Origin of the sequence: Dolichospermum sp. LEGE 00246 (assembly GCF_015207865.1) — a bacterium.
In the GTDB taxonomy this organism is placed as follows: domain Bacteria; phylum Cyanobacteriota; class Cyanobacteriia; order Cyanobacteriales; family Nostocaceae; genus Dolichospermum; species Dolichospermum heterosporum.
The window spans coordinates 1-24,273 of the sequence record NZ_JADEWA010000027.1 but is presented as its reverse complement, the minus strand read 5'-3'; the positions used below and the strand labels follow the sequence as shown (position 1 = coordinate 24,273).

At 39.4% G+C, this 24,273-nt stretch carries 23 protein-coding genes and 1 tRNA gene; 12 read left to right on the top strand and 12 right to left on the bottom strand.

The annotated features are described in order from the left end of the window. Positions 1 to 322 precede the first annotated feature (322 nt). Positions 323 to 1,117, bottom strand: coding sequence for a DUF2993 domain-containing protein (locus tag IQ228_RS03440; RefSeq protein ID WP_027400984.1), 795 nt, complete (start codon positions 1,115 to 1,117; stop codon positions 323 to 325). 455 nt (positions 1,118 to 1,572) lie between these two features. Between IQ228_RS03440 and IQ228_RS03435 the strand changes: the two genes are divergently transcribed. Both IQ228_RS03435 and IQ228_RS03430 read left to right on the top strand, forming a co-directional pair. After that, on the top strand, positions 1,573 to 2,337 hold the full coding sequence (locus IQ228_RS03435; protein WP_193962164.1) for a DUF4209 domain-containing protein: 765 nt from the start codon (positions 1,573 to 1,575) through the stop codon (positions 2,335 to 2,337). Positions 2,338 to 2,363: 26 nt separating this feature from the next. Further along, positions 2,364 to 2,765: a type II toxin-antitoxin system VapC family toxin gene (locus IQ228_RS03430; protein ID WP_228043665.1), complete on the top strand. Its 402-nt coding sequence runs from the start codon at positions 2,364 to 2,366 to the stop codon at positions 2,763 to 2,765. Between the two features lie 97 nt (positions 2,766 to 2,862). On the opposite strand, the gene IQ228_RS03425 is transcribed toward IQ228_RS03430, so the two are convergent. Beyond that, entirely contained in the window at positions 2,863 to 4,626 is a 1,764-nt protein-coding gene (locus IQ228_RS03425; protein ID WP_193962163.1) for an alkaline phosphatase, read from the bottom strand. A 79-nt stretch (positions 4,627 to 4,705) separates the two neighbouring features. On the opposite strand from IQ228_RS03425, the gene psb28 reads away from it, so the two are divergent. Both psb28 and IQ228_RS03415 read left to right on the top strand, forming a co-directional pair. Further along, on the top strand, positions 4,706 to 5,041 hold the full coding sequence (gene psb28 / locus IQ228_RS03420; protein WP_027400980.1) for a photosystem II reaction center protein Psb28: 336 nt from the start codon (positions 4,706 to 4,708) through the stop codon (positions 5,039 to 5,041). Between the two features lie 77 nt (positions 5,042 to 5,118). Beyond that, positions 5,119 to 5,628: a molybdenum cofactor biosynthesis protein B gene (locus tag IQ228_RS03415; protein ID WP_027400979.1), complete on the top strand. Its 510-nt coding sequence runs from the start codon at positions 5,119 to 5,121 to the stop codon at positions 5,626 to 5,628. A gap of 408 nt (positions 5,629 to 6,036) precedes the next feature. On the opposite strand, the gene mraY is transcribed toward IQ228_RS03415, so the two are convergent. Next, positions 6,037 to 7,137: a phospho-N-acetylmuramoyl-pentapeptide-transferase gene (mraY, locus tag IQ228_RS03410; RefSeq protein WP_193962162.1), complete on the bottom strand. Its 1,101-nt coding sequence runs from the start codon at positions 7,135 to 7,137 to the stop codon at positions 6,037 to 6,039. Between the two features lie 196 nt (positions 7,138 to 7,333). Beyond that, a complete protein-coding gene (locus IQ228_RS03405; RefSeq protein ID WP_027400977.1) occupies positions 7,334 to 7,573 on the bottom strand; it encodes a DUF3134 domain-containing protein in 240 nt (79 codons plus the stop codon). A gap of 246 nt (positions 7,574 to 7,819) precedes the next feature. On the opposite strand from IQ228_RS03405, the gene IQ228_RS03400 reads away from it, so the two are divergent. From IQ228_RS03400 to IQ228_RS03385, 4 genes are all read left to right on the top strand, one after another. Beyond that, positions 7,820 to 8,404, top strand: coding sequence for a PAP/fibrillin family protein (locus IQ228_RS03400; protein WP_027400976.1), 585 nt, complete (start codon positions 7,820 to 7,822; stop codon positions 8,402 to 8,404). A 213-nt stretch (positions 8,405 to 8,617) separates the two neighbouring features. Beyond that, a complete protein-coding gene (locus IQ228_RS03395; RefSeq protein ID WP_027400975.1) occupies positions 8,618 to 8,833 on the top strand; it encodes a photosystem I reaction center subunit IV in 216 nt (71 codons plus the stop codon). Between the two features lie 117 nt (positions 8,834 to 8,950). Next, entirely contained in the window at positions 8,951 to 9,790 is an 840-nt protein-coding gene (locus IQ228_RS03390; protein WP_039204975.1) for a DNA-formamidopyrimidine glycosylase, read from the top strand. Between the two features lie 1,035 nt (positions 9,791 to 10,825). Continuing rightward, entirely contained in the window at positions 10,826 to 11,977 is a 1,152-nt protein-coding gene (locus IQ228_RS03385) for an alanine--glyoxylate aminotransferase family protein (protein ID WP_027400973.1), read from the top strand. 214 nt (positions 11,978 to 12,191) lie between these two features. Here IQ228_RS03385 and IQ228_RS03380 read toward each other — a convergent pair whose 3' ends face one another. The 6 genes from IQ228_RS03380 to IQ228_RS03355 form a co-directional block, all read right to left on the bottom strand. After that, complete coding sequence (locus IQ228_RS03380; protein WP_027400972.1) at positions 12,192 to 13,364, bottom strand: IscS subfamily cysteine desulfurase; 1,173 nt, start codon at positions 13,362 to 13,364, stop codon at positions 12,192 to 12,194. Positions 13,365 to 13,377: 13 nt separating this feature from the next. After that, a complete protein-coding gene (locus IQ228_RS03375) occupies positions 13,378 to 14,004 on the bottom strand; it encodes a type I restriction endonuclease (RefSeq protein ID WP_193962161.1) in 627 nt (208 codons plus the stop codon). Between the two features lie 798 nt (positions 14,005 to 14,802). Then, positions 14,803 to 15,279, bottom strand: coding sequence for a thioredoxin-dependent thiol peroxidase (bcp, locus tag IQ228_RS03370; RefSeq protein WP_027400970.1), 477 nt, complete (start codon positions 15,277 to 15,279; stop codon positions 14,803 to 14,805). A gap of 45 nt (positions 15,280 to 15,324) precedes the next feature. Further along, positions 15,325 to 16,281, bottom strand: coding sequence for a ribonuclease Z (locus IQ228_RS03365; RefSeq protein ID WP_027400969.1), 957 nt, complete (start codon positions 16,279 to 16,281; stop codon positions 15,325 to 15,327). A 453-nt stretch (positions 16,282 to 16,734) separates the two neighbouring features. Next, positions 16,735 to 17,496, bottom strand: a complete 762-nt coding sequence (locus IQ228_RS03360; protein ID WP_193962160.1) for a sensor histidine kinase — start codon at positions 17,494 to 17,496, stop codon at positions 16,735 to 16,737. Positions 17,497 to 18,099: 603 nt separating this feature from the next. Beyond that, on the bottom strand, positions 18,100 to 18,807 hold the full coding sequence (locus IQ228_RS03355; RefSeq protein ID WP_051424373.1) for a diacylglycerol/polyprenol kinase family protein: 708 nt from the start codon (positions 18,805 to 18,807) through the stop codon (positions 18,100 to 18,102). Positions 18,808 to 18,858: 51 nt separating this feature from the next. On the opposite strand from IQ228_RS03355, the gene yidD reads away from it, so the two are divergent. The 3 genes from yidD to IQ228_RS03340 all read left to right on the top strand — a co-directional run bounded on the left by yidD (position 18,859) and on the right by IQ228_RS03340 (position 20,183). Further along, positions 18,859 to 19,104, top strand: a complete 246-nt coding sequence (gene yidD, locus IQ228_RS03350; protein ID WP_027403335.1) for a membrane protein insertion efficiency factor YidD — start codon at positions 18,859 to 18,861, stop codon at positions 19,102 to 19,104. A gap of 220 nt (positions 19,105 to 19,324) precedes the next feature. Beyond that, positions 19,325 to 20,044 carry a M15 family metallopeptidase gene (locus IQ228_RS03345; protein WP_027403336.1) on the top strand — a complete coding sequence of 240 codons (720 nt, stop codon included), beginning with the start codon at positions 19,325 to 19,327 and terminating at the stop codon, positions 20,042 to 20,044. A 54-nt stretch (positions 20,045 to 20,098) separates the two neighbouring features. After that, positions 20,099 to 20,183: transfer RNA gene (locus IQ228_RS03340), tRNA-Ser, on the top strand. 189 nt (positions 20,184 to 20,372) lie between these two features. Here IQ228_RS03340 and IQ228_RS03335 read toward each other — a convergent pair. After that, positions 20,373 to 21,920, bottom strand: coding sequence for a protein kinase (locus tag IQ228_RS03335; protein ID WP_193962159.1), 1,548 nt, complete (start codon positions 21,918 to 21,920; stop codon positions 20,373 to 20,375). A gap of 287 nt (positions 21,921 to 22,207) precedes the next feature. Between IQ228_RS03335 and IQ228_RS03330 the strand changes: the two genes are divergently transcribed. Further along, positions 22,208 to 22,963: an ATP-binding cassette domain-containing protein gene (locus IQ228_RS03330; protein WP_193962158.1), complete on the top strand. Its 756-nt coding sequence runs from the start codon at positions 22,208 to 22,210 to the stop codon at positions 22,961 to 22,963. Between the two features lie 251 nt (positions 22,964 to 23,214). Here IQ228_RS03330 and IQ228_RS03325 read toward each other — a convergent pair whose 3' ends face one another. Continuing rightward, positions 23,215 to 23,976: a response regulator transcription factor gene (locus IQ228_RS03325; protein ID WP_027403339.1), complete on the bottom strand. Its 762-nt coding sequence runs from the start codon at positions 23,974 to 23,976 to the stop codon at positions 23,215 to 23,217. Positions 23,977 to 24,273: the final 297 nt, after the last annotated feature.

Below are 24,273 nucleotides of genomic sequence, written 5' to 3'. Positions count from 1 at the left end.
ATATAATTTTATGCTGATAATCTCAATACATAATTGTAACTTATGCTCATCTAAAAATAAAGTTAAAAACGCCATGAAAATTTCAGAACATTAATTTGATTAATGAGCTAAATAGTCCAATTAAAATTGTGTACTAGCTACATCCGTTTCCTTGGGGTGGGTGCGGAATGTGGGATAAAAATTAAATTGCTGGCGTTAGCCATACTCCTGAACTCCTGACTGGGCGCAGGGCCTGCGCCCCTACATCCTGGCTTCTGCTATAAAAATTAAATTGCCGCCCAGGGTCAACTAGGCGGCGTTAATTTTTTCAATTTTAGAATTGTTAAGAACTGTGGGGAATTCTTTCTATTTCTGCATAACCACTAAAAATCAATCTTTGACCTTCTGTTTCTAAACGATTTAGTCGCATTTTTACCCCATCTAAATCAAAGCGATCTAAATCAACCATATTATCCAAAATTTCTACCAATGCCACACTTAAAGTCTGGGAAATTTCTCTTTGTGCTTCTGGAACTCCCTCAAGCTCAATCTTTGGTTCTTTGAAAGAAACCCGCCTTCTTCTTTCAATCCCGATACCGACAGTCATACCTAGTGGTATGAGTTCGCCGTTGTTTAAATCGGCTTTAGCTACTAAATGCAAGCGATTTTCAGGTAATAGCTTGACCTCAACTTCGGTAAAAGAAATTGGTTCGCCACCAGATATGGCAATCAAAGTGGGTTCAGAAAGGTTAAGCAGGCGCTTTTTCACCAGTTCTGACTCAAAAGCCCGATTAATGCCTTCTTCTGATAGAATCACCTGAGCTACAGCCTGGGTAGGTTGTTTGAGGGTAAGTTTACCACTTAAAACCGAGCCGAAGTCAATGGCGACTGCATCGGTTTCAAAAGACATTTCCTCTACTGCGAAGTCTTTACGAATTACTAAGCCGCAGCCTTTCATTTTAAAGCTATCAATGCTGCCTTGCAACAGTTTGCTGGAGGGATAGCAGCGCACAAAGACTTCTACCGACTCGCTCTGGGTAAACAGGTGGCGAATCGTTTGACTGGCGACTGTGTTGAGCATTCGCTCTCCCCAATCGGTGCTTTTCGTATCTGTTAAACCAGTAAGTCCGCCGAACATTAGGTTTTAGTCTCTAGAAGTTCTTTATATTTTTGTAACAAATTGTGAACAATTATGCAAGCGATCCCCTGATTTAATCTCCTAATGACTTAGAACAGGATAACTGATGGTTGATTGACGATTCCGTAATTTTTCTTTATTTTCTGTAATAAATAATTTAAATTACTCAAATCTAAGTCCTGGATTATCGTCGTTATGCTAAATTGGGGGTAAAAAGTGCGATGAAAGTAAGATTTATTACCAACAGTTAATTAGGGGCGAGGGCGATTTTTTCCAGATTGGGTTAATATAGGCATAGCATTAAAACCGCCTAAGTTCTCCTATATTTCCCATAATAGACTTATTAGCAAGTAAATCTGGCTCGTTTTGTAATTCCACGTCAAGTTTCAGTTTCATCTCAAACCGTAGAGGAAAATGGATTATCTGGGCTTTTTCCAGAAGAAAAAATAAATGAGATGGGTAAGGTTGTAGCACATCAAAGCTCTAATAACCAGGAAGAAGCTGCTAGAGATCAAAAAATTTATGCCCTGGCTTTTATTGAACCAGCTAGAAAACAAATTATTTCGGAACACATAATACAAAAATCAGAAGACTACAAAATAAAAGAATCCGACTTACTTCCACTAGTTTCAAATAACCTTTTTGTACCATCAGGAAGAGAATATTTATTTGCAAAAGGTCTTTATGCTGGATTAATGGGAGATTTTATTACTTCTACTCATATCTTAATTCCCCAAATTGAAAACTCCGTTCGTTATCTACTCTCGAATCGAGGAGCGATAACTTCTGGAATTGACAACAAAAATAATGGTATTCAACAAGAAAACAATTTAAATACAACTCTTTTCCCTAGTAAATATCCACAAATTACTTCAATTTTTGATGAAGATACACTTTTTGAGCTTCAGGGTTTATTAGTAGAGAAATCCGGGTCAAATTTAAGAAATCGCATGGCTCATGGTTTAATTAATGATCATGAATTCTTTAGTCCTATTTTCTCTTACTTGTGGTGGGTAACATTGCGACTATGCTTTGGTTTAGGAATAGAAATACCTCAAGAAATTGTGGAAGAATCTAACCCTTTAGTCAAATTTACTGGTATGTTCAAACATGATCCATTTTTTGATGAATTTGTCGAAGAAATAGCTATAAATCGGCGTAAATTAGATGAAGAAATGGTTGCGGAAGAAGCCTCTATAGAGGAGAATCATGCAGCGTGAGCATCTATATTCTTAATACTAATACCGTGACTCTTTTACAATATGAAAATAATCAAATTATTCAACGTATTAGAGCAGTTGGTAACTCCAGCATATTTGTAACAACTATCACGCTTGAGGAACAATTAAAAGGTAGATTAGCTATTATTAATAAATGTAATAGCAATAAAAATCTACAAGGATTAGCATCTGCACATCGAAATTTAAAACTGACTCAAAATTTCTTCTGTAGTGTAAATTTATTGGAGTTTAATCAAGCAGCTTGTGAGTCTTATCAAAAATTACGACAGCAAAAAATTAACAGCGGTTCACAAGATTTAAGAATAGCTGCAATAGCTTTAGTTAATCAAGCAATTGTAGTGACTCAAAATTACAAAGATTTTATCAAAGTTCCTAATTTAAGCATTGAAGATTGGACTCTAGAATAATTCTTATAAAGCTTATTTCTATAAATAAATACGCACAGATTCCCGACTTCTTGGAGAAGTCGGGGATCTAAATTCCTAAATTAAATCCTCAATTAAATTATAATGCTTTTCGTTGAGTCTGATAAATGTGGATTTCGTCTACTAAACCCCCAATACCAGGAATATCATAGCCATAAAGTTGAAACCCCTTACCGACAGAATTAGTTAAAACTGCTGAACCCTTACCTTGATAATAAACAGGAACTGGAAGGTTAGCATGATTTCCCCAACCATATTTGATGTTAGGATTAGAACCCCAAAAATGACCAGCTTTGATAGAATCAGATTCAGCGGTTAAAGCTTCTGGACCTTTTTCTTTAAGCAGTTCATAAAAGTTGGGATTTAAAGTGAGATAATGATCATGATCTGCGGTGACAATTAGTAGATTATTTTCCCAACCACCGTTATTTTTAATCCAGTCAATTGTTGTTTTTACAGCCTTATCAAAATCCAAGACTGTCCCAATCATATTATCTAAGTTATCATCATGGGCAGCCCAATCAATATCACCACCTTCTACCATTAACCAAAATCCATCTTTGTCTTTAGATAAAACTGCTAAAGCTGCTTTGGTTAAATCATCAAGTGTGGGATTTTCATTAATTTCTTTCGCAATAAAAGATTTATCGGTTTCTCCCGCAAGTAGAGGCCGAACTGTATCGGGGTTTTTTCCTTGAGAACCAAACAGGGAAAAGATACTCAAACCGGTATTACTGTAATCTCCATTGGCGGTGCTTACAGGGAGATTTCCCTCTTGTCCCCTAGCTCCATATAATCCTAACAAGCGATCGCCCTGATTTGGATCTAATCTCGCCGCAGTAGTCGCTAACTTATCAGCCGCATCTTTTCCCCGTTCTAAAAATGTATATTTATAACGGTTTTGATCAGGGTTTTTGCTTAACTCTTTATATGTCGTCTTCGTGATATATTCAAACTTAGTTGGCGGTTCTACACCCGTAGGTAGAGGTTGATTACTAGCACCCGTAAGCGGATGACCACCACCTAAAATTACCGTTGGTTGATATATGCGAAGTTCCTGCTGGAGAATATTATCTAAAGTTGGATAATCACCATCATATTTATTGCGACGATTCACGTTTGCTGCTGCTGCACCCGGTGTAGCATGATCTACAGGAACAGAAGTGACAATCCCAGTAGATTTACCATGATCAGCCGCAGTTTTGAGAATAGTTTCTAAAGGTTTTTCAAATATATCCACAGAAATAGCATTGTTATAGCTTTTTACTCCTGTGTACAAAGTAGTTGCTGTATTGGCAGAATCAGGATAACTATACTTAATATACTCAGGATCATTACCCGGTGTCCAAGGATTTATTCCCCCGCGCTGAGGATCATAACCCACTAAATTACCTACCGCATTAGGATTAAGATTTTTCCCCCCTCCAGATGGTTTATCGCCAGGATTAAATTGAGGTTGGAATTTAAACCCTGGTAACATCGGACTAGCGCCTGTAATTGGATTAGAGTTAGACAACGCAGAGTTACCCGTGCTGAAAACTCCATTACCAGGGGCAATGGTAGTACCATAGGTGGTAGCCAGGGCATAATAATCCAGAGTTTGAAAACTCAGTCCTTCCCCCTTACCAGAAGTGTAATTATATCCTTTAGCCATAGCCCCAGCGCGAGCCATTTCCCAACCCATACCGTCTCCAATCATCAGAATGACGTTTTTGGTTTTGGTGACAGGTGTAGCTGGACTAGAATGGTTAGTCAGGGTAATAAATATACTAACTACAATGACCAAGGCTGTAGCCAATAAACGGCGGTTGAATCGGGATTGGGAAATAGATTTAATTACCATCGGTAAAATGCCTGTCAGGAAATTGCTTTATGATGAGAGAATATTACAAAATGATCACGAAACTTTAAATTGACTCATCATGGCGAAAATTCAGTTTGCTAGAGGTATTGAAGAAACAGTAGTTCCAGATGTCCGGTTGACAAGAGCAAAACAAGGGGAAAGTGGTACAGCCACGTTTGTGTTCACCAATCCTGACATCTTGGCACAAGATGGTACAGATGAAGTTACCGGGTTGTATTTGATTGACGAAGAAGGGGAAATCTTGATTCCTGGGGTTCAGGGTAAATTTGTCAACGGTAAACCGGAATCCTTAGAAGCGATTTATGTGATGAAGTCTAATGAAGAATGGGATCGGTTTATGCGTTTCATGAATCGTTATGCTGAACAAAATGGACTCGGATTAAGCAAATCTTAATGAGTCAGTAGGGGCGCAGGGCCTGCGCCCAGCATTGCTCAGTGGTCATTGGTCATTGGCTAAAACGTAAAATATCTATGGAATTTCAACCACACCCAAATACACAGCAAGTTTCTGTAACTTGTGCGGTGATTACCGTTAGCGATACCCGTTCCCCGGATACAGATAAAAGTGGTCAATTAATTAAAGAACTACTTTTAGCTGATGATCATACTGTGTCATTGTATCAGATTATCAAAGATGAGCCTAAAGAAATTCAATCCCAAATGACAGCTTTGGGCGAAGATACTCGTATCAATGCTGTGATTTTTAATGGAGGAACGGGAATTGCTCCCAGGGATACTACTTATGATGCTTTAGAAAAGCTATTAGAAAAGACTTTACCAGGATTTGGGGAATTATTTCGGTTGTTAAGTTATCAAGAAATTGGTTCTCGCGCTATGGCTTCTCGTGCTGTCGCCGGCGTTTATCAAAGCAAAATCATTTTTTCTCTTCCTGGTTCTAGTAATGCTGTACGACTAGGGATGGAAAAGTTGATTTTACCGGAATTGGTGCATTTAGTAAAACAGGTAAATTTTCTGAATTAAACATAATTGAACTTCCAGACTCCGGCTGGGAATGGGAGTTTGAGGCTCTGCCTCAAATACAGTGAATATAGTGGAGGCAGAGCCTCCTGTGGGCATTCCCCGGCAGAGCCAGGGAACGAGGGAAAGTCCGTTTTATTTGTGTCGAGAATGGCTATTTTTTAATATTCACAAGTGGGGCATTTTGCAAATACTTACCCACATACTTACTATAGTAACAAATATTTTGTTTCTATCTGGCAAAATATCCCAATCATCCCCTGAATTTGCTCAACTCCTCAAGGGTGTAAGTTACAATTTGAGTATTGGGAATTGGGGTAATTTACGTCCTGGACATAACCCCCCAATCTCAAAACAAAAACAACCCCCAAATTTGGAGGTTGTGAATTTTTATTTTTAAAACAAAACTGATTATTTTATGGAAATAATACAAACGGAAGCTAGAAAAGCAGCGATAATGTAAAATACAGCTACTACTTGCAATTCTGACCAACCAGTTAATTCTAAATGATGATGTAAAGGTGCCATTTTAAATAAACGTTTACCTTTGCCGTCTGGTCCCTTTGTTGCTTTATAATAGCTGACTTGTGCCATGACAGAGAGGGTTTCCACAAAGAAGATACCGCTCAGGATAAACAGAGCTACCAAGCTATTTGTTAACAGTGCCACCGCAGCTAAAGCACCACCCAGGGCTAAAGAACCGGTATCACCCATGAAAACACTTGCGGGGTTGCGGTTATAGGCTAAAAAGCCTAAGCAACTACCGCTGACAGCAGCACAAAAAACCATTAAGTCGGGGGAAGTTGGCGCAATAATCACACCTAATGCGAAAATAGCGATCGCCACTGTTCCCGCTGCTAAACCATCAATCCCATCTGTTAAATTAGTAGCATTGCTCTCTGCAACCAGGACAAATCCGGCTACAGGCCAGAACAACAGTCCCAAAGGTAAGGATAAACCCACCCAAGGTAAATGGATATTAGTTATACTAAAGTCACCTTTAAATATCAACCAGACACAAAACACAGCCCCAAAGATAACTTGCAAAGCTAACTTCATCTTCGGAGAAATTCCCTTGTTAGACTTCCGACGCAAAATTTGCCAGTCGTCTATCCAACCAATGAAACCGTAGCTGAGAGTTAAAGCCGAAACCGCCAGGACATTTTCAGAAAAATCCGCCAATATACAAGCAATTACTACCGCTACAGGGATAAAAAATATACCTCCCATAGTTGGTGTTCCTGCCTTTTTGAGATGTGCCTGGGGTCCATCTTCCCGGATAATCTGTCCCGTTTTCAGCCTTTGTAACAGAGGAATCACCCACTGTCCTAGAATTGTCACACCCACAGCAGTCAGCAAAAAAGGTAGGGTGAGGGAAATCGGATACCAAGGGGTTCTATGCCCCATGCTATCGAAAATCAAGGCTGTTGCACTCAGTACCAAGGCCAGCAAGGAAGCCAAGCCAATTCCCGAAAAATTCAAACTTTGGTTAGGAGATAATTTAGCGTCCACAAAAAAAATTCCCTTCACTCCACACTTTAAAAAACCTAAATAAAACCATAGAGACTGTTTTTAGCTGATAGTTCGCAGTATTTTGGGAACTAGTACAGCACCGCGCCAATAAACTAACTATTCTCAATCGCCAAAAAGCTTGCTTAATATTACTTTTGACTTTTGATTTTTGACTTTTGACTTCCGCCCTGCGGTGCTAGTCATCATCAACAGGTGTATCATCGTCATCATCATAATCAATATCACCAATTCCGTCGTCTGCGCCCAGAAAATCGGATATTACTTCTACATCTTCCCGCGAGTCGGTGTCATGGATATCACGGGCTATCAATCTGCCACTCAGCCGCAACCAGTCCAACATAGAGGACTCTTGTTTTAAGGGAATAACTGATGCTCGCTGGTTTCGGGGGGCTTCACGGAGGGGAGAATCTAACATATTAACAATCACACACGAGGGTTTATATAACTAGACACTAAGAGTCTATCATACTGACTTGATACGAGTTAATTTATTCCTTCATACAGGTCTTTAACTGCTGAATCCGAATCAAAGAAAATTTTCATTTAATTACCGAACGGTAGTCAAAAAGGCATTATTCATGAATTGTCTGGTTATAGACAAAGAACATTAATATTTTATTAATGCTATTTCATCATGTAAACTCTCTTGAGGCATTGGGTAATGATAGGCAAATCAACTCTTATTGATCTAATTGTTGGCACTAATCGCGGTTTATTAGCAAGTCAGCCACAACAACAAGCTATTCTAGCAGCGATCGCCAACCTAGAAGACTTTAATCCCACGCCACGACCATTAGCAGCTAGTAATTTACTAGAAGGTGACTGGCGACTACTATACACCACGAGCAAAGCCTTATTAAACATAGATCGTTTACCCTTTTGTAAACTTGGTCAAATTTACCAATGTATTCGGGTAGAAAGCAACAGTGTTTATAACATAGCTGAGATTTATGGCATTCCTTTGTTCGCAGGAGTAGTTAGCGTTGCTGCTAAATTTGAACCAGTATCCCAACAGCGTGTGCAAGTAAAATTCCAGCGTTCTATAATTGGTTTACAAAGTCTAATTGGCTATACGACACCGGGAAACTTCATCCAACAAATTGAATTAGGCAAAAAATTTACCGCTTTTGATTTTCCCATTCAAAGTGAACAACAACAAGGTTGGCTAGATATTACTTATATAGATAATGATCTCCGTATAGGTAGGGGGAACGAAGGCAGCGTTTTTGTATTAAGTAAGACATAGTACATTTTGCCAGGAGTGTTTGGGAATGAACTTACCCTATTATGGGTAGTTTGTCAAGAAGTCAAAGAGAAGATTAACAACTCATTACCCATGAAAACCCAGCAATTTGACAAATAACTTAACAAAACCACAAGCAAATACCTTGAGGTTGTAGAGTGAAAACAATCAGCCCTACTTTAACGGCAATTCATACTTCAAAAGGGAAGATCCATCATGGTTCAACGTGGTTCTAAAGTACGTGTTCTCCGCCCTGAGTCCTACTGGTTTCAGGATCTTGGTACAGTGGTTTCTGTTGACAAAAGCGGGATTAAATACCCTGTAATTGTTCGCTTTGACAAAGTTAACTACTCTGATCTCAACACCAACAACTTTGCTGTAGATGAATTAATTGAGGTGGAAGCACCTAAACCCAAAGCCGCAGCCAAATAAATAGTCAAGCATCAAGGGGATTGTTTAATGGAATAATAGGAGGAGATATCAACGTCAACAGCTTGATCAATTTCCTCTGTTTGACCATACTTTCCCCTAAAAATATTATTTGCTTGAATGCCTGAACTGCCTGAAGTTGAAACAGTCCGCCGGGGTTTAAATCAATTAACCCTGAGTCAAGAAGTGACGGGAGGAGATGTGTTGCTGCAACGTACCATTGCCTACCCGTTTTCTGTTGATGAATTTATTGATAAAGTTAAAGGGAACACTATTGCTACCTGGCATCGTCGTGGTAAATATCTCTTGGCTGAACTTTCCTCACCTTCTCCCAGTTATTTAGGAGTTCACCTCCGCATGACCGGTCAGTTACTTTGGTTAACCCAAGATCAACCTTTACACAAACACACCAGAGTCAGGTTATTTTTTGGGGAAAAGCAAGAATTACGCTTTGTTGACCAGCGCACCTTCGGGCAAATGTGGTATGTTCCTGGTGATGTAGCTGTAGAAAGTATTATTACAGGTTTGGCAAAATTGGCAGTTGACCCCTTTTCACCAGAGTTCACTGTGGCGTATTTTGCCGATAAATTAAAAAAATCCCGTCGTCCTATTAAAACTGGATTATTAGATCAGTCAATGGTGGCAGGATTAGGTAATATTTATGCAGATGAAGCTTTATTTAAAAGTGGGATTTTACCAACTACTCTCTGTACAGAATTACAACTTCCCCAAATTGAACTTTTACGAACGGCAATTATTCAAGTTTTATCAGCGAGTATTGCGGTAGGTGGAACGACTTTTAGTAATTTCTTGAGTGTTAAAGGTGTTAACGGTAATTATGGCGGTGAAGCCTGGGTTTATAACCGCACGGGAGAACCTTGTAAGGTTTGTGGTAATGTGATCGGGCGAATTAAGTTAGGTGGGCGTTCTAGTCATTTTTGTTCTCAATGTCAAAGTTAAGTAGGGTTTGCTGAAAAAGTTGTCTGTGAGGGCAGGGAACAGGGAACAGGGAACAGGGAACAGGAAGAGAGTTTTGAGTGATTTTACGTTTCTTTACACAGTTTGGTTTTATTGTGTTCACCTACTTAGGGACTTCCAATTAAAAAAATAGCCAAAAATGTCTTGTGGTGCAGGCCGAAAAGCCTGCTAATCATCAAGGACGGGCAGGATGCCCATCCCACAACATTGGGTAATTTATTTTTTGGTGTTCACCTACTTAGGGACTTCCAATTAAAAAAATACCCAAAAATGTCTTGTGGTGCAGGCCGAAAAGCCTGCTAATCATCAAGGACGGGCAGGATGCCCATCCCACAACATTGGGTAATTTATTTTTTGGTGTTCACCTACTTAGGGTTTGCTGATAGCATAGCGTGGCGTTAGTCATACTTCTAGCCCTCACAGACAACTTATTCAGCAAGCCCTACTTAGATGCCGCTATATTTGAATGGTGCGGAAAAAATATGATGTTTGATTAATTAGTCGCACTTCGGCATATACATTGACTACATACCGCTATATCATGCGATTGATTCCCATTTAATCTCAGATAAATTAAGTTTGTCAGTAACCCAGCCCTAAAGGGACTGGGCTTGCAAGAGTAATCAAGCAAGCTGTACTGACCAGACCACCCTGAGCGACTTGCCCTGACTTGTGCCGAGCGAAGTCGAGGTAGCGAAGTCGAAGGGAGTCGAAGGGTAGCCGTTATTTGAGTCACGACACCCCGGAATGCGAAGCTAGTTCCCTGCTCTGTCATTTGCAATTAAACAGTTTTAAGGTCACTGAAACAGTGTTGCAAGTCTAAAAAGCTCTTATAACAGGTCGTTCGCGCAGCGTGCCGGAGGCATCTAGCTAACATTACCCCAGAAATGGGAGTTGGTTTCCAGGTTCCAATCAAAAATCTGGTTTTAATTTTAATATCCACAGCGGTTAAAACCGCTCGTGTCGTTTCCCTCTCAGGTCTAAAGACGCTGAGTTTCCCACTTACCGGGTATTCTTATGACATCTACCATTTCCATTAACGACAGTCAGCGGTTAGGACTTGAACCCCTAAATATTCCCCACCGTCTCCTATTGGGTCCAGGTCCTTCTAACGTCCATCCAGCCATATTACAGGCGATGAATACCACACCTGTAGGGCATTTAGATCCGGCTTTTTTAAACCTCATGGATGAGATTCAATCTCTGTTGCGTTACGCATGGCAAACAGAAAACCCCCATACTATTGCTGTCAGTGGCACGGGTACAGCCGCTATGGAAGCCACGTTAGCTAATTCTGTAGAACCGGGTGATGTCGTATTAATTGGGGTAGCTGGTTATTTTGGTAATCGCTTGGTAGATATGGCGGGTAGATATGGGGCAGATGTGCGAACTATTACTAAACCCTGGGGACAAGTTTTCAATTTAGAGGAAATCAGTGCCGCAGTTGCTACCCATAAACCGGCAATTTTGGCTTTAGTTCATGCCGAAACTTCCACCGGCGCACGTCAACCTTTAGATGGTGTGGGTGAGTTGTGTCGTCAACATGGCACATTGTTGTTAGTAGATACTGTTACCAGTTTAGGTGGTGTTCCCATATTTTTGGATGAATGGGGCGTTGATTTGGCTTATAGCTGTAGTCAAAAAGGGCTGGGTTGTTCTCCAGGTGCGTCACCGTTTACCATGAGTGGGCGGGCAATGGAGAAGCTACAGAAGCGTCAATCTAAGGTGGCAAACTGGTATTTAGATATGACATTGTTGGGGAAATATTGGGGGAGCGATCGCACATATCACCACACTGCACCAATTAACCTATACTATGGATTACGGGAAGCTCTACGTTTAGTAGCAGAAGAAGGGTTAGCCAGTTGTTGGCAACGTCACCAAAAAAATGTCGAATATCTGTGGGAAGGATTGGAAGACATGGGTTTAAAAATGCACGTTAAAAAAGAATACAGATTACCAACTTTAACCACTGTTTGTATTCCCGAAGGAGTAAATGGTAAATCAGTTGCTAGGCAGTTATTAATTGAGCATAATATTGAGATTGGCGGCGGTTTAGGTGAACTTGCCGGTAAAGTTTGGCGTGTAGGTTTAATGGGTTTTAATAGCCGTCCTGAAAGTGTAGATAAGTTGATAGCTGCACTAGGAACAATGATCTCTAATAATTAGTTTTCCATAGGGGCAATGCCCCCGTGCTTGCCCCATTCGATTTAGGCAACCACAGTAGGGTTGCCCCTGCATTCATAAGTACTTGGACTAAAATATTTACAGTCATTGCGAGCGAAGGGAAGCAATCACAACCCTTGCGATTGCTTCATTTCACTTCGTTCTATTTGCAATGACATTGTGTAATTAATTCTGTCCCATTACTTAAAAAACCTTTTCAGCAAACCCTCATTACTGACGCGCTTCTTAAACCTTGCACAGTAGAAATTACCTGTTGGGCAACTTGATCAATTTCCTCAACTGTATTAAATCTCCCAATCCCAAATCGCATCGAAGCATAAGCTAATTTATCTGAATGTCCCAAGGCTTTCAACACATAGGAAGGGGCAATATTATTAGAAGAACAAGCAGAACCAGAAGACACAGCCACGACTGATTGTAACCCTAAAGAAAGTGCCGCACCATCTACACCTTCCACACTAATATTTAAATTTCCTGCTAATCGTTTTTGAGGATCTCCATTTATATAAATTCCCTCTACAATAGATAACTGTTGCCACAATCTTTCTCTTAATACTGTTAACCGTTGATTTTCTGTTTCTTGTTCGGTTATGGCAATTTCTACAGCTTTACCAAAACCGACAATTTGCGGTGTATATAATGTCCCAGAACGCATTCCTCTTTCATGTCCTCCCCCATGTTGTTGGGAAGCAAGTTTCACTCTGGGATTACGTCTGCGAACATATAAAGCCCCAATTCCCTTTGGTCCATAGACTTTATGGGCTGTAAGAGACATTAAATCAATATTCATCGCTTCCACATCTAAAGGGATTTTACCAATAGCTTGGGCTGCGTCTGTGTGAAAAATAATTTGCCGTTGATGGCACATTGCCCCAATTTCGGCCATTGGTTGTAAAACCCCAATTTCATTATTTGCAGCCATCACAGATACTAAAATTGTATCATCACGCAAGGCTTTTTCTAACTGATTTAAGTCAATTAATCCATCTTTTTTTACTGGCAAAATTGTAATATCAAAACCAAGACTTTTTAAATATTCGCAAGGATCTAAAACTGCTTTATGTTCCGTATTAATAGTTACAATGTGTTGACCTTTTGGGAAATAAGCTTCAGCAATACCTTTAATAGCTAGATTATTTGCTTCCGTTGCACCGCTGGTAAAAACAATTTCTTCGGGTGTGGCATTAATTGCGTCTGCTAAAATTTCCCGTGTTTGTTTAACAGCAGCTTCAGATTCCCAACCATAAACATGACTAATACTAGCCGCATTACCAAACTTTTCTGTAAAATAGGGAATCATAGCAGCCATTACCCTTTCATCAACGGGGGTAGTAGCATGACAATCGAGGTAGATAGGACGACTGGACATAATTAATTGACGATTAATTCAAAATTTGACCTAGTTTTTTTAAGATTCGGAAAACTTGATAAAGTTCGTTTTCTCGCTTCAAAAGTGTAAATTGATCAGACAAAGCATATTGAGGTTGATTGATTTGAGAAAGTTTAAGAAAAATAAAATCACTGCCATTCATTACTAATCCAAACACGGGTTTTGTAGGTTGAGGATTAGCCAGCATATAAGTAAGTGCTTGAGGTATGGCTTCTAACAGGGAAAAAGCAGGTTTTTTAGATTCAATGACCAATAACCATAATTGTTGCTGGATAACTAAGACATCAATTCTGCCTCTGATAACTTCTTCTTGATCTTCGACGGCAATTTCTATTGATGATTCACTTCTAATCAAGAAAGGTTCATCATAAAATCCAGCTAAACTGAGTAAGGGAGATAAAACTACTAACTTTACTGTTTCTTCCGATAAAGGAGGATGTTTAACCAAGCGGAGAAAATGCAATTTTACTCTGTCTAAATATTGTTTTTCTAAATCAGAGATTTCCGGCAAATTTTCTAACCATTCAGTGAAGAATCCTTCATTGTTGGTTTGTTCTAGATCAAATCTTGCCTCTAAATAGGCAATGCCTATATTTTGCGCTTGGATGAATTGAACCATAATACAAATAATGGAATTGATATTCCTATTGTATAAGGTGGGAATGGTTATGTTATTTCATTAATATAATTTGGTAAAGTAAAGTTTAAATTAATTAACATTTGGGCAATCAAATATCACGGATATATCAACAAAGTCTGACGAATCGGACTATAAAAGTTAGCTCTACCGTTCCCTTTATGTAAAACAACGTAAAACCTCTATCCCGCAAAGAACTCAAGTCATCTCATTCCCAGTCTCTGACTGGGAATGAATTCTAGAAGGCTCTGCCTTCAATGATATTCCTCTCGCTATACTCAAAACGGCTTGATTGTTTGATTCTAAGCGTAGGGGTAAAGCATGAGCTTCATTGGTGTCAACTTAACGTAAAACCTCTATCCCGCAAAGAACTCAAGTCATCTCATTCCCAGTCTCTGACTGGGAATGAATTCTGGAAGGCTCTGCCTTCAATAATATTAGAGGCAGAGCCTCATCAACTGCATTCCTAGTCAGAGACTAGGAACGAGATGTGGTAGGGATTTGAGATTAAATTGACACCAATGAAGCTCTTGCTTTACCCCTACACATCTGGGTTCTTTGTCATTTGGCAAAAGTTTAAATCTCACCCGTGTTTAAGCTGTTACGCAGCTAAATTTGATAACCATAATTTACTTGAACTTTGTAGTGCGGGCATCTTGCCCGCTAGAATTATACAAACTAAATGCACAACAGCTTAGTATAATGTTGGGTTTCACTTTGTTCAACCCAACCTACAAAAATTAAATTAATATTTTATTCTATAAGGGGAACTATAAAAGTTTAATTAGCAGCTAATTCCTGGATTTTCTTGAGTACAGATGCAGCATGACCTTTTGTTTTGACATTAGGCCAAATGTAGGCAATAATTTTATCAGGTGAAATCAAGAAAGTTGAACGAGCAACCCCCATATATTCTTTACCCATAAACTTCTTTAAACGCCATGCACCATAGGCTTCTATTAATTGATGTTCAGAATCAGTTAATAGGGTAATTGATAAATTATGTTTATCTATAAATTTACAATGGGAGGTGGCAGAATCTGGACTAACACCGATGATTTTTGCGCCTGCTGTGGTAAATTCTGAGGATAATTCTGTAAAATCTTGAGCTTCTGTAGTGCAACCAGGTGTATTATCTTTAGGATAAAAGTAGAGAACTAGCCACTGATTTATATCAGCGAGATTGACTAGGTGATTGTTTTGGTCAGGGGTAGAAAAATCTGGTGCAGGTTGGCCAATTTGGGGAATGTTGCTCATAATTAGAGGGCGATAAATTAGGGATAAGTGATAATTATAGCAAAATCATGCACTCACATTTGATTCAATTTCCCGTCTGCGAGGAACATCATAAACCATAAAATCATGAGCCATAATTGTTTTAGGAAAAATTGCTTTTGCTTCTTTAAGTAAATCTTTTAATTCAATAGTATTCCCTGGAGCATAACGAGGGCTGAAATGTGTCATAATCAGTTTACGAACTCCTGCAATGTGTGCCGTTTGGGCTGCCATTGTAGTTGTAGAATGTAGCCTTTGAAAAGCCATTTCTGAATCTTGATGAGCAAACGTGGCTTCATGAATTAACACATCTGCATCATTTGCTAATTGCACTGCACCATTACAATAAACAGTATCTGTACAATAGGCAATTTTTCGCCCAATTTCTGTTGGACCACATAATTCACTACCATTGATTATTCTTCCGTCTGCCAGGGTGACTGTTTCACCGCGCTTGAGTTGTCCATAAATTGGACCTGAAGGAATTTCTAAGGCTTTGGCTTTTTCTATATCAAAACGTCCGGTTCTGTCTTTTTCCGTGACTCTGTAGCCAAAAGCAGGAATACGGTGATGTAAAAGACCACAGCTAACTGTAAATTCATCATTTTCATAAATTACCCCCGGCTGAACGGTATGCACTTTAATGGGGTAAGAAAAATGGGTGTGGGAGTAACGGGAAGCGGCTTGTAAGTATTCGTTTAATCCCGATGGACCATAAATATCAATTTTGTCTACATTACCTGCTAAACCGCAACTAGCCAGCAATCCCATTAAGCCGAAAATATGATCACCGTGCATATGGGTGACAAAAATTCGGGATAGTTGGCTAACTTTTAAATCACTCCGCAAAATTTGATGTTGAGTTCCTTCCCCACAGTCAAATAACCACAGTTCTGCCCGTTGTGGCAATCTCAGCGCTACGCTGGAAACGTTGCGTGATCTTGTTGGTACACCTGAACTCGTCCCTAAGAATGTAATCTGCACGGTGTTTTTTAGCTTTCCTTTTGCTCAATATGATCCTTAATTCTCTATTTTGACACAGTAAGTAGGGTTTGCTGAATAAGTTATCTGTGAGGGACAGGAGTATGGCTAACGCCACGCTGCGCTATCAGGCAGGTAGGGGCGCAGGGACTGCGCCCATTCAGGAGTATGGGAACAGGCAAGAGGGGAGAAGTTTTGGGCGATTTTACTTTTCTTCACATAAGTAATTGGACAAAAATATTTACAGTCATTGCGAGCGAAGGGAAGCAATCACAACCCTTGGAATTGCTTGATTTCACTTCGTTCCCTATGGCTAACGCTACGCTAACGCAATGACATTGTGTAATTAATTCTGTCTCACTACTTACCTTTAATTTTTTCTGTTAACCTACTTATTTGCACAGTCAGCTATTAAAGAAAAAGCGAAACATCAAGATTTTCTAATTTTCCTAGTTTTTATTGCCACCATGAAGAATTTTGTAAATGCCAAGATAACTCGCAAAGAGTACCTTGAGGATAAAGGGGAACTCGCCTAAATTTACCTTTAATTTGTTGTGCTAGATTTTTAAATTGTTTTGTTCCCCAACCTTCTTTTAATGGGTAAATCCCTAAACCATCATCTATAATGCTCAGAGTGTAAATACCTTGATCTTCAACCCAGGAATAAGTAACTTGTAAACAGGTGATGCCGGTGGCGTGTTTACCAACATTACATAAGGCTTCTTCTAAAAATCGGCAAAGTCCTCGCTTATTTTCAATACTCAAACTGCTTTCATCTATAGGCTCAAAACTATGGATTTTTAGTTTGAGGGTTTTAAAACAGGGAAAATCCCGTTCTAAGGTGTAGGTATAAACTTGGTAGAGAATTTCATGTAAAGGGTTTCGCAAATCTACAACTACATTACTTCCTAAATAAAGGCTAGTGTCTTGATTAAGAGTTTCTTGTTGCCAAAATTCATACATTCCTCGTAACTCTTGGTTCAATTCTTCAAGTTCTTTTTCTATAGTAGGCAGCAATTTATTCATTGGTAAATCCTGCCCTTTAACTAATCTTAAAACTTTAGCTAGACTTTGCAGAGGTCCATTATGAATTGTTTCAAATGTAGTTTCAATCATGGTTTGACGAGCTTTGATTCCAGATTTAATTGTTTGATTATATTGATATAAAGACACGATACTGATGCCATTTACAACCATGACAAAAATTGCTGGAAACATGGAAAATGACCACTCCCAAGTTAATAAAACATGACTAATCAATTATTAATTACTTTTTACTAGACTCTCTTAGTTATAACTTATTAACTATGGGGAGTGTTACCCCTCACTCTGTGAAAAATATTAGAAAATACTGAGATTATGAAGTTGATGTATAACAATAATAAATATGTTTGTTTAATAATAATTTAGGATTAATCAGAGTTTTGACAGATATATTACCTGGTACTATAGGAGATATTAAGTAATAGAAAATGCTTATCAATAAAAGTGCCAAATTGACATAAGGTTTTTGTTAAGTAGGAGCATTTACCTGATATTAAGAATTTAAAGCTATTGTAAAGATGCTCTGATTTTGGTAAATGGGAATAAAAAATCAGAGTAGATATATCAGGATCAAAAATTTTTAGAATAGCCTGATACTTTGTATTTGTTGGAGAGTAAGTAGGTGAACACAATAGAACCAAACTGTGTAAAGAAATGTAAAATCGCCCAAACCCTCTTCACTCTTGCCTCTTGCCTCTTGCCTTTTGCCTTGCCATAACGACAATTTTCAACACCAACCTACTTATCTCTAATTTTATAAATATCATTTTGGCTATATCAGGAATTAATTAGTAACTGATTCAATAAATAGGCACAGGTGGCACTACCGATAGGAACTGTTAAATTATCTATTCCCAGAAAAGAAAAAGCTTCTAAAATCGTAGCGATTGAGGCAACAATTAAAGAAACTATCCAGGTTTGCCAAATACTACCTTGGGTAACAAGTAAAATGGTTACACAAATCAAATAACTGATTAAAGTCACTGTTAAAGAACCTTCCCAGCTTTTTTGAGAACCGAAAACTATATATTTATGTTTGCCAAACCGTTTCCCAATTAAAGCAGCTAATCCATCTCCCCAAGCCATAGTCATAATTCCTAAAACAGCATATTGCGGTTGGTGTAAATGCCAAAAAACACCTACTAAAACACCAATACTCACAGCATAGAAAAATGTTCCCAAACTTTGACGACCAACACTATTAATACCAGGAAGAATGGGGAATTGATAAGATAATAAGGTGATGATACTCGCAAAAACTGCCGCTATAATTCCCACATAAGCAGGAATATCTAACCACCAAGCAATTAAAATCACATTACCTGTGCCAATATGCACGATTTTACGAATGATTTCTGGTTCGCTATCAGTAAAACGGCTAACTACCCAAGCAATGCAGATAATTAATCCTACCCAAGCCGCAGCGGTGGCAATTGACAGCGACAATGGGGAAAGAGTTTCTAAGCTGATGAATGTGTTAAACAATGAGGGAATAGGGGTATTTTTAACTTTAATTCTACTTTATGGGATTTGGATATGGAAATATTATTGATTTGGCTAATTCAGGGTTATCGCTTATTTATTTCTCCCCTATTTCCCCCTACTTGTCGCTTTCAACCTACTTGTTCTATGTATGCGATTCAAGCTATTGAACGGTTTGGGGTATTTCGGGGTGGTTGGATGGCTATCATGCGGATTTTACGCTGTCACCCTTTTCATCCAGGAGGTTATGATCCTGTTCCAGATGCGAAAGCAAAATCTTGTTGTGAACATGAAGAGTGATCACGGATTTAAGGGATTACTGGATTACACGGATGCTTTGTTGAAACCAAGTAAGTATTTAGCTATAGCAAGATCCCCGACTTCTGACATTGATTTATAATTTGTGGACACAATAAATAAAAGAAGTCAGGGATCTTATCGCTAGTTGTATAATACTTTATAGTCATTTAAAATAAATAAAAAAATCCAGCTTTTTAACAGTACTGCTAACCTACTTAAAATGCGACCTTATTACCAAATCCCCATTATTGAATGTGGTGAACCTTTAGTTAAGATTCCTCTAGAATTGTTTGCGGTGGAATCTCCTCACCCTTATCAAAAGTTAGGTGCTAACTACGGCGGACATTCACCTTATTATTTGCGCCAAAGTGTTGTCGAAAATTTGATTCAGGCGCAAAATAATTTACAGTTACTATGTCCTAATTGGTATATTCAAATATTTGATGCTTATCGTCCTGTGGCTGTGCAGCAGTTTATGGTAGATTACAGCTTTGGGGAAGCGTTGCGAGAACGGGGTTTGACAGAAAAGGAATTATCACCCCAGCAACGGGAAGATGTATGGAAGGTGGTTTATGAAATTTGGGCTGTACCCAGTTTGGATATGAAAACCCCTCCTCCCCACAGTACGGGGGCTGCGGTAGATATTACTCTAGTCAATGATCTTGGGGAAGTTCTAGATATGGGTTCACCTATTGATGAAATGTCCGATCGCTCCCATCCAGAATATTATACTCATAGTCATCAAGAATATGATGCTAACCGTCAACTCTTACGGGATATCATGTTAAAAGCTGGATTTCAACGCAATCCTAGAGAATGGTGGCATTTCTCCTTTGGTGATCAAATGTGGGCTTGGTTATATAATCAATCTCATCCCGAAACTGTGATGACAGCACGTTATGGAAGATTAAATTCAGATCCATCCAGGAATTTTCCATAGGTTGTGTTATAATTGTAGACGCTACTAGTGAAGCAAAACTTCATAGTTTATGTTGGAGAGGTGTCCGAGTGGTTGATGGTGACGCACTCGAAATGCGTTTTGGGGAAACTCAACGGGGGTTCAAATCCCCCCCTCTCCGTTGAATTTATCGAACAGAATTCAGGAGTCAGAACTGCTGAATGGGTTCTGTAAGAGTGGCGAATAAATAACCGGGTTTAAGACTACCACTAAATCGTAGATTTAGTGGTGCAACAATTCATTTGCGAGTCCCAATCCCCGACTCATTGATTCTGACTCCTGGCTACTGACTCCTGACTCCTTCTTCAAGTTATAACTGCGGCTTTTCTTCCTTTCGTTGCTGAATTTCCGGTGCTGGGTTTTGCTTGGTTTCCACAATGGGAACTACCACACCCGAAGAATTTTCTGGTTGAGATTCCTGGGGTGGAGTCACTACGGGACGAGGTTCTGGTGCTGTATTTTCTGGAGGTGGAGAAGCTTTTTGGGATTCTTTAGAATCGCGCAGGGTATCCATTAAGGATGGTGAGGAAGTCACAACCGGTGTTGATTTCTTGGTGGTATTGTTGGGATTTGGTGTGGGTTGAGAGTTCTGATTCTCAGCCGTTGTTTCTTGAGAATCGCTAGTAGGAATTGGTTCTGGAGAAACGCGAATATTCTTACGTTTTCTCCGCAAACGAGGTAATGGTACAGATTGATTGAATGAGGAATTTTGAAGTTTTTGATTTGCAGATGATGGTGATATTTCCACAACAGGTTTAGGTAGAATAGGTTGATAAGTAGATTGTGCAAAAGATGGTTTAGGTGATGATTGTAAATTGGGTTTTGATAATATCCGCGTCATGCTAAAACCTGCTGTAGCTGCAACCAAGGCAATACTAATGCTAATAACTCCCTTGGGTATACCTGTTTTTTTGCCAATGTTAGCGATTTTTGATGGTGTGGACAGAGGATGAAAAGTAGCTTTTTTAGGTGAATATTCTGATTTTAAATGCGATAAATTAATGGTGGGGATTGCTTGGGTAGGTAAACTTGGTGATGTGACAGCCAACCTATTTCCTGGTAAAAGTTGCAGCCATTCTGCTACTGTGGTGGGGCGAAATTGTGGTTCTACAGCCATTCCTCGGCTAACTGCTTGATTAACAGCCGCACTCAGATGAGGTTGTAATTCACGAGGAGAAGGCATTTGTTCTCGGTCACGCAATAATGCAGGTATGGGAACTTGTGCTGTCAAGAGTGCATAGAGGGTTGCTGCTAACCCATAAACATCTGTGGCTGCTGTGCGCCGTGCTTGAGTTAAATACTGTTCAATGGGTGCATATCCCTCGCTGACTAAGCCTGTATGTGTCTGTTTTGCCCCATTATTAAATTCTCTGGCAATGCCAAAATCAATTAGCACTACTTCCTGAGTTCCTTGACGCAAGATAATATTATCTGGTTTAATGTCTCTGTGTAGCAACCCGTTATCATGCACTACCTGCAAGGCTGCGCCTATTTGGCGGATATAATGAATGGCTGTAGCTTCTGGTAAGGGGATTCCTGGTAAAACAAATGCTGCACCTAAAGTGTCTCCGCGAATGTATTCCATTACCATGTAAGGTAAACTGTTTTCTTCAAAAAAGTCGCTGACTCGGACAATATGAGGATGAATACAAGCGGCTAATCTCCTGGCTTCATCTTGAAATTGGCGCTGAAATTTGGGAAAATCGGGATGTTGCCGCAACCTTTCATTGATAGTTTTCATCACCACTTCTTGATTTAAATAGTGGTGCATAGCTTTGAAGGTAACACCAAATCCGCCCCGCCCTATTTCCTGGAGGATGGTATATTTTCCATTCTGCAAAATTGTTCCTGCTAACATAGGGTTTTTTCAGTCTTAAATAAGCAGATAATTAATTGGGTTATATCATTCCCATCTATTATGGCAAGGGTTTTAGATTTTGGGTGTTGCTGAATTGAGGTATGAAATTCCCAAATTGAACCTTTAAAACTCAAACCTCAGTGCGTCTACTCTTCGAGATCACGAAGCGTGATTGCGCCTTTGTATGAGACTAAAATTCATACCCTTAATCAGCAGCACCAGATTTTGTAACTTCTAACTACCCAATCTGCTGTATCAAAATAATTGTTAATTGTTACCTATTCCCTATGCTGAGGCTAGAATCTGTTAATTTTTATCGGCGGTTACAGCATCAACACCAATACCCAATTTTACAGGATATTTCCTTCAGGATATCACCGGGCGATCGCCTAGCCATTGTCGGTACATCCGGCGCTGGGAAAACTTCTTTATTACGCCTCATCAACCGTTTAAATGAACCCACGAGCGGCAAAATTTATCTTCAAAATCAGGAATATCGGCAAATACCCGTTATCCAACTCCGTCAACAGGTAATGCTTGTCCAACAAGAATCTAAGTTATTGGGGATGACAGTTGGCGAAGCCTTGGCTTATCCTTTAGTTCTGCGCGGTCTACCAAAGCAAAAGATTCAGGAACAAGTCAGTTATTGGCAAGAACAACTGCAAATTCCTGAACAATGGTTAGGACGAACTGAGGTGCAACTTGCTGCTGGACAAAGACAGTTAATTGCGATCGCTCGCGCCCTAGTTACCGAACCCCATATTTTACTTCTAGATGAGCCTACATCAGCCTTAGATACTCCCACATCCACTCACTTAATCAATATACTAACTCACCTAAATCAACCCCATTCCTCGGCAATTCTGATGGTAAATCGCCAAATAGATTTAGCTCAAGCATTTTGTACCCACCTCTTACATCTTCAACAAGGTCAATTAGTAGTCAATCAACCTGCTGCTGAGATAGATTGGAGTAACTTAGCAACCAGCTTAATTCAAGCCGAAACTCAAGCACTAGCAGAATGGACTGAAAGCACATTCTGATGTTATGAGGTACAGTTTTTTATCGCAGAACCCGTAGGGGCGCAGGGTCTGCGCCCTCCATTGCATTTCATAAGAACGAGAATTGCTGTAACTCATGAACTTTGAGTAAGTAGTGAGACAGAATTAATTACACAATGTCATTGCGTAAGCGTTGCCTGGCGTTAGCCATATGGAACAAAGTGAAATGAAGCAATTCCAAGGGCTGTGATTGCTTCCCTTCCTTCGCAATGACTGTAAATATTTTTGTCCAATTACTTAGTTAGTACAGGAATTTGATTAGTAAATCTTTCTCTTGGTAATTTTGTTTGTGTTTGTGGAACATTAACATTCAAGATTTCCATGTTAAATCTGTATCCCACATTGCGGATAGTTTGAATTAAACTGGGTTGACGTGGATCAAGTTCCACCTTTTTCCGCAACGATAAAACATGAGTATCAATGGTGCGTGGATTATCAATAGCATCAGGCCAAGCACGACGTAATAATTCCGATCTACTTAAAGGCACTCCTCCAGCTTGTGCTAAAACGTATAATAAGCTGAACTCCTGGGGCGTTAAATCAATAAACTCCCCTTGAAACCGCACCCGACGCTGAACTAAATCAATTTGCAAACTGCCATAATCTAAATAGGCTGGTGCAGTAGGTGTCCGGTTACGGCGGATAATTGCCTCAACCCTAGCCAAAAATTCCTGCATTCCAAAAGGTTTGCTTAAATAATCATCCGCCCCCGCTTTTAATCCCGTCACAATATCGGCTTCATTTGTACGAGCAGATAGCATAAGAATTAAAGGCTGTTGTTGACGATGTAACCAGCGGCAAAACTCGACCCCATCACCATCCGATAAATCCGCATCTAGAATGACTAGAGTGGGTTGATGGCTGATAAACACTTCTTTTGCTTGATAAATACTGGCAGCTTGATGAACTCGGTATTCTAGTTGTTGCAAGTGCCAACCCAACAACGACCTCAGATGGGGATTCCCCTCAACAATTTCTATACAAACCGAACCCACAGTGGTAAGACCCCTTAGCGTTGATGAATCTCAAATTAACAATCTCATGGTTAAGGTTTTGTAGTTTTTGTTACTTCAATAGACATATTCTTCACATTTTCCTCAAAAACCTTGCAGAAAATTTATTTTTTACGTTATTTACAGCCAAGCTAGTAGCTTTATTAAATTTTTATTACGTTTACATTATATCCATTTGACAACGGTAATAGGTAAATAAAATTACTTTTCTATTAATTGTAGCGATAGACCACTAGTAGTCTGTCAAGCCGAAAATGACGGGGGCAGGGGGCAGGGGGC

Coding starts and splice junctions, on each gene's coding strand:
- IQ228_RS03380 (WP_027400972.1), bottom strand. CDS start 13,364: ATGTCCAGTCGTCCTATCTACCTCGATTGTCATGCTACTACCCCCGTT.
- bcp (WP_027400970.1), bottom strand. CDS start 15,279: ATGAGCAACATTCCCCAAATTGGCCAACCTGCACCAGATTTTTCTACC.
- yidD (WP_027403335.1), top strand. CDS start 18,859: ATGGAAATATTATTGATTTGGCTAATTCAGGGTTATCGCTTATTTATT.
- IQ228_RS03440 (WP_027400984.1), bottom strand. CDS start 1,117: ATGTTCGGCGGACTTACTGGTTTAACAGATACGAAAAGCACCGATTGG.
- IQ228_RS03400 (WP_027400976.1), top strand. CDS start 7,820: ATGATAGGCAAATCAACTCTTATTGATCTAATTGTTGGCACTAATCGC.
- IQ228_RS03415 (WP_027400979.1), top strand. CDS start 5,119: ATGGAATTTCAACCACACCCAAATACACAGCAAGTTTCTGTAACTTGT.
- IQ228_RS03345 (WP_027403336.1), top strand. CDS start 19,325: ATGCGACCTTATTACCAAATCCCCATTATTGAATGTGGTGAACCTTTA.
- IQ228_RS03390 (WP_039204975.1), top strand. CDS start 8,951: ATGCCTGAACTGCCTGAAGTTGAAACAGTCCGCCGGGGTTTAAATCAA.
- IQ228_RS03405 (WP_027400977.1), bottom strand. CDS start 7,573: ATGTTAGATTCTCCCCTCCGTGAAGCCCCCCGAAACCAGCGAGCATCA.
- IQ228_RS03395 (WP_027400975.1), top strand. CDS start 8,618: ATGGTTCAACGTGGTTCTAAAGTACGTGTTCTCCGCCCTGAGTCCTAC.
- IQ228_RS03375 (WP_193962161.1), bottom strand. CDS start 14,004: ATGGTTCAATTCATCCAAGCGCAAAATATAGGCATTGCCTATTTAGAG.
- IQ228_RS03330 (WP_193962158.1), top strand. CDS start 22,208: ATGCTGAGGCTAGAATCTGTTAATTTTTATCGGCGGTTACAGCATCAA.
- IQ228_RS03385 (WP_027400973.1), top strand. CDS start 10,826: ATGACATCTACCATTTCCATTAACGACAGTCAGCGGTTAGGACTTGAA.
- psb28 (WP_027400980.1), top strand. CDS start 4,706: ATGGCGAAAATTCAGTTTGCTAGAGGTATTGAAGAAACAGTAGTTCCA.
- IQ228_RS03335 (WP_193962159.1), bottom strand. CDS start 21,920: ATGTTAGCAGGAACAATTTTGCAGAATGGAAAATATACCATCCTCCAG.
- IQ228_RS03425 (WP_193962163.1), bottom strand. CDS start 4,626: ATGGTAATTAAATCTATTTCCCAATCCCGATTCAACCGCCGTTTATTG.
- IQ228_RS03435 (WP_193962164.1), top strand. CDS start 1,573: ATGGGTAAGGTTGTAGCACATCAAAGCTCTAATAACCAGGAAGAAGCT.
- IQ228_RS03360 (WP_193962160.1), bottom strand. CDS start 17,496: ATGTTTCCAGCAATTTTTGTCATGGTTGTAAATGGCATCAGTATCGTG.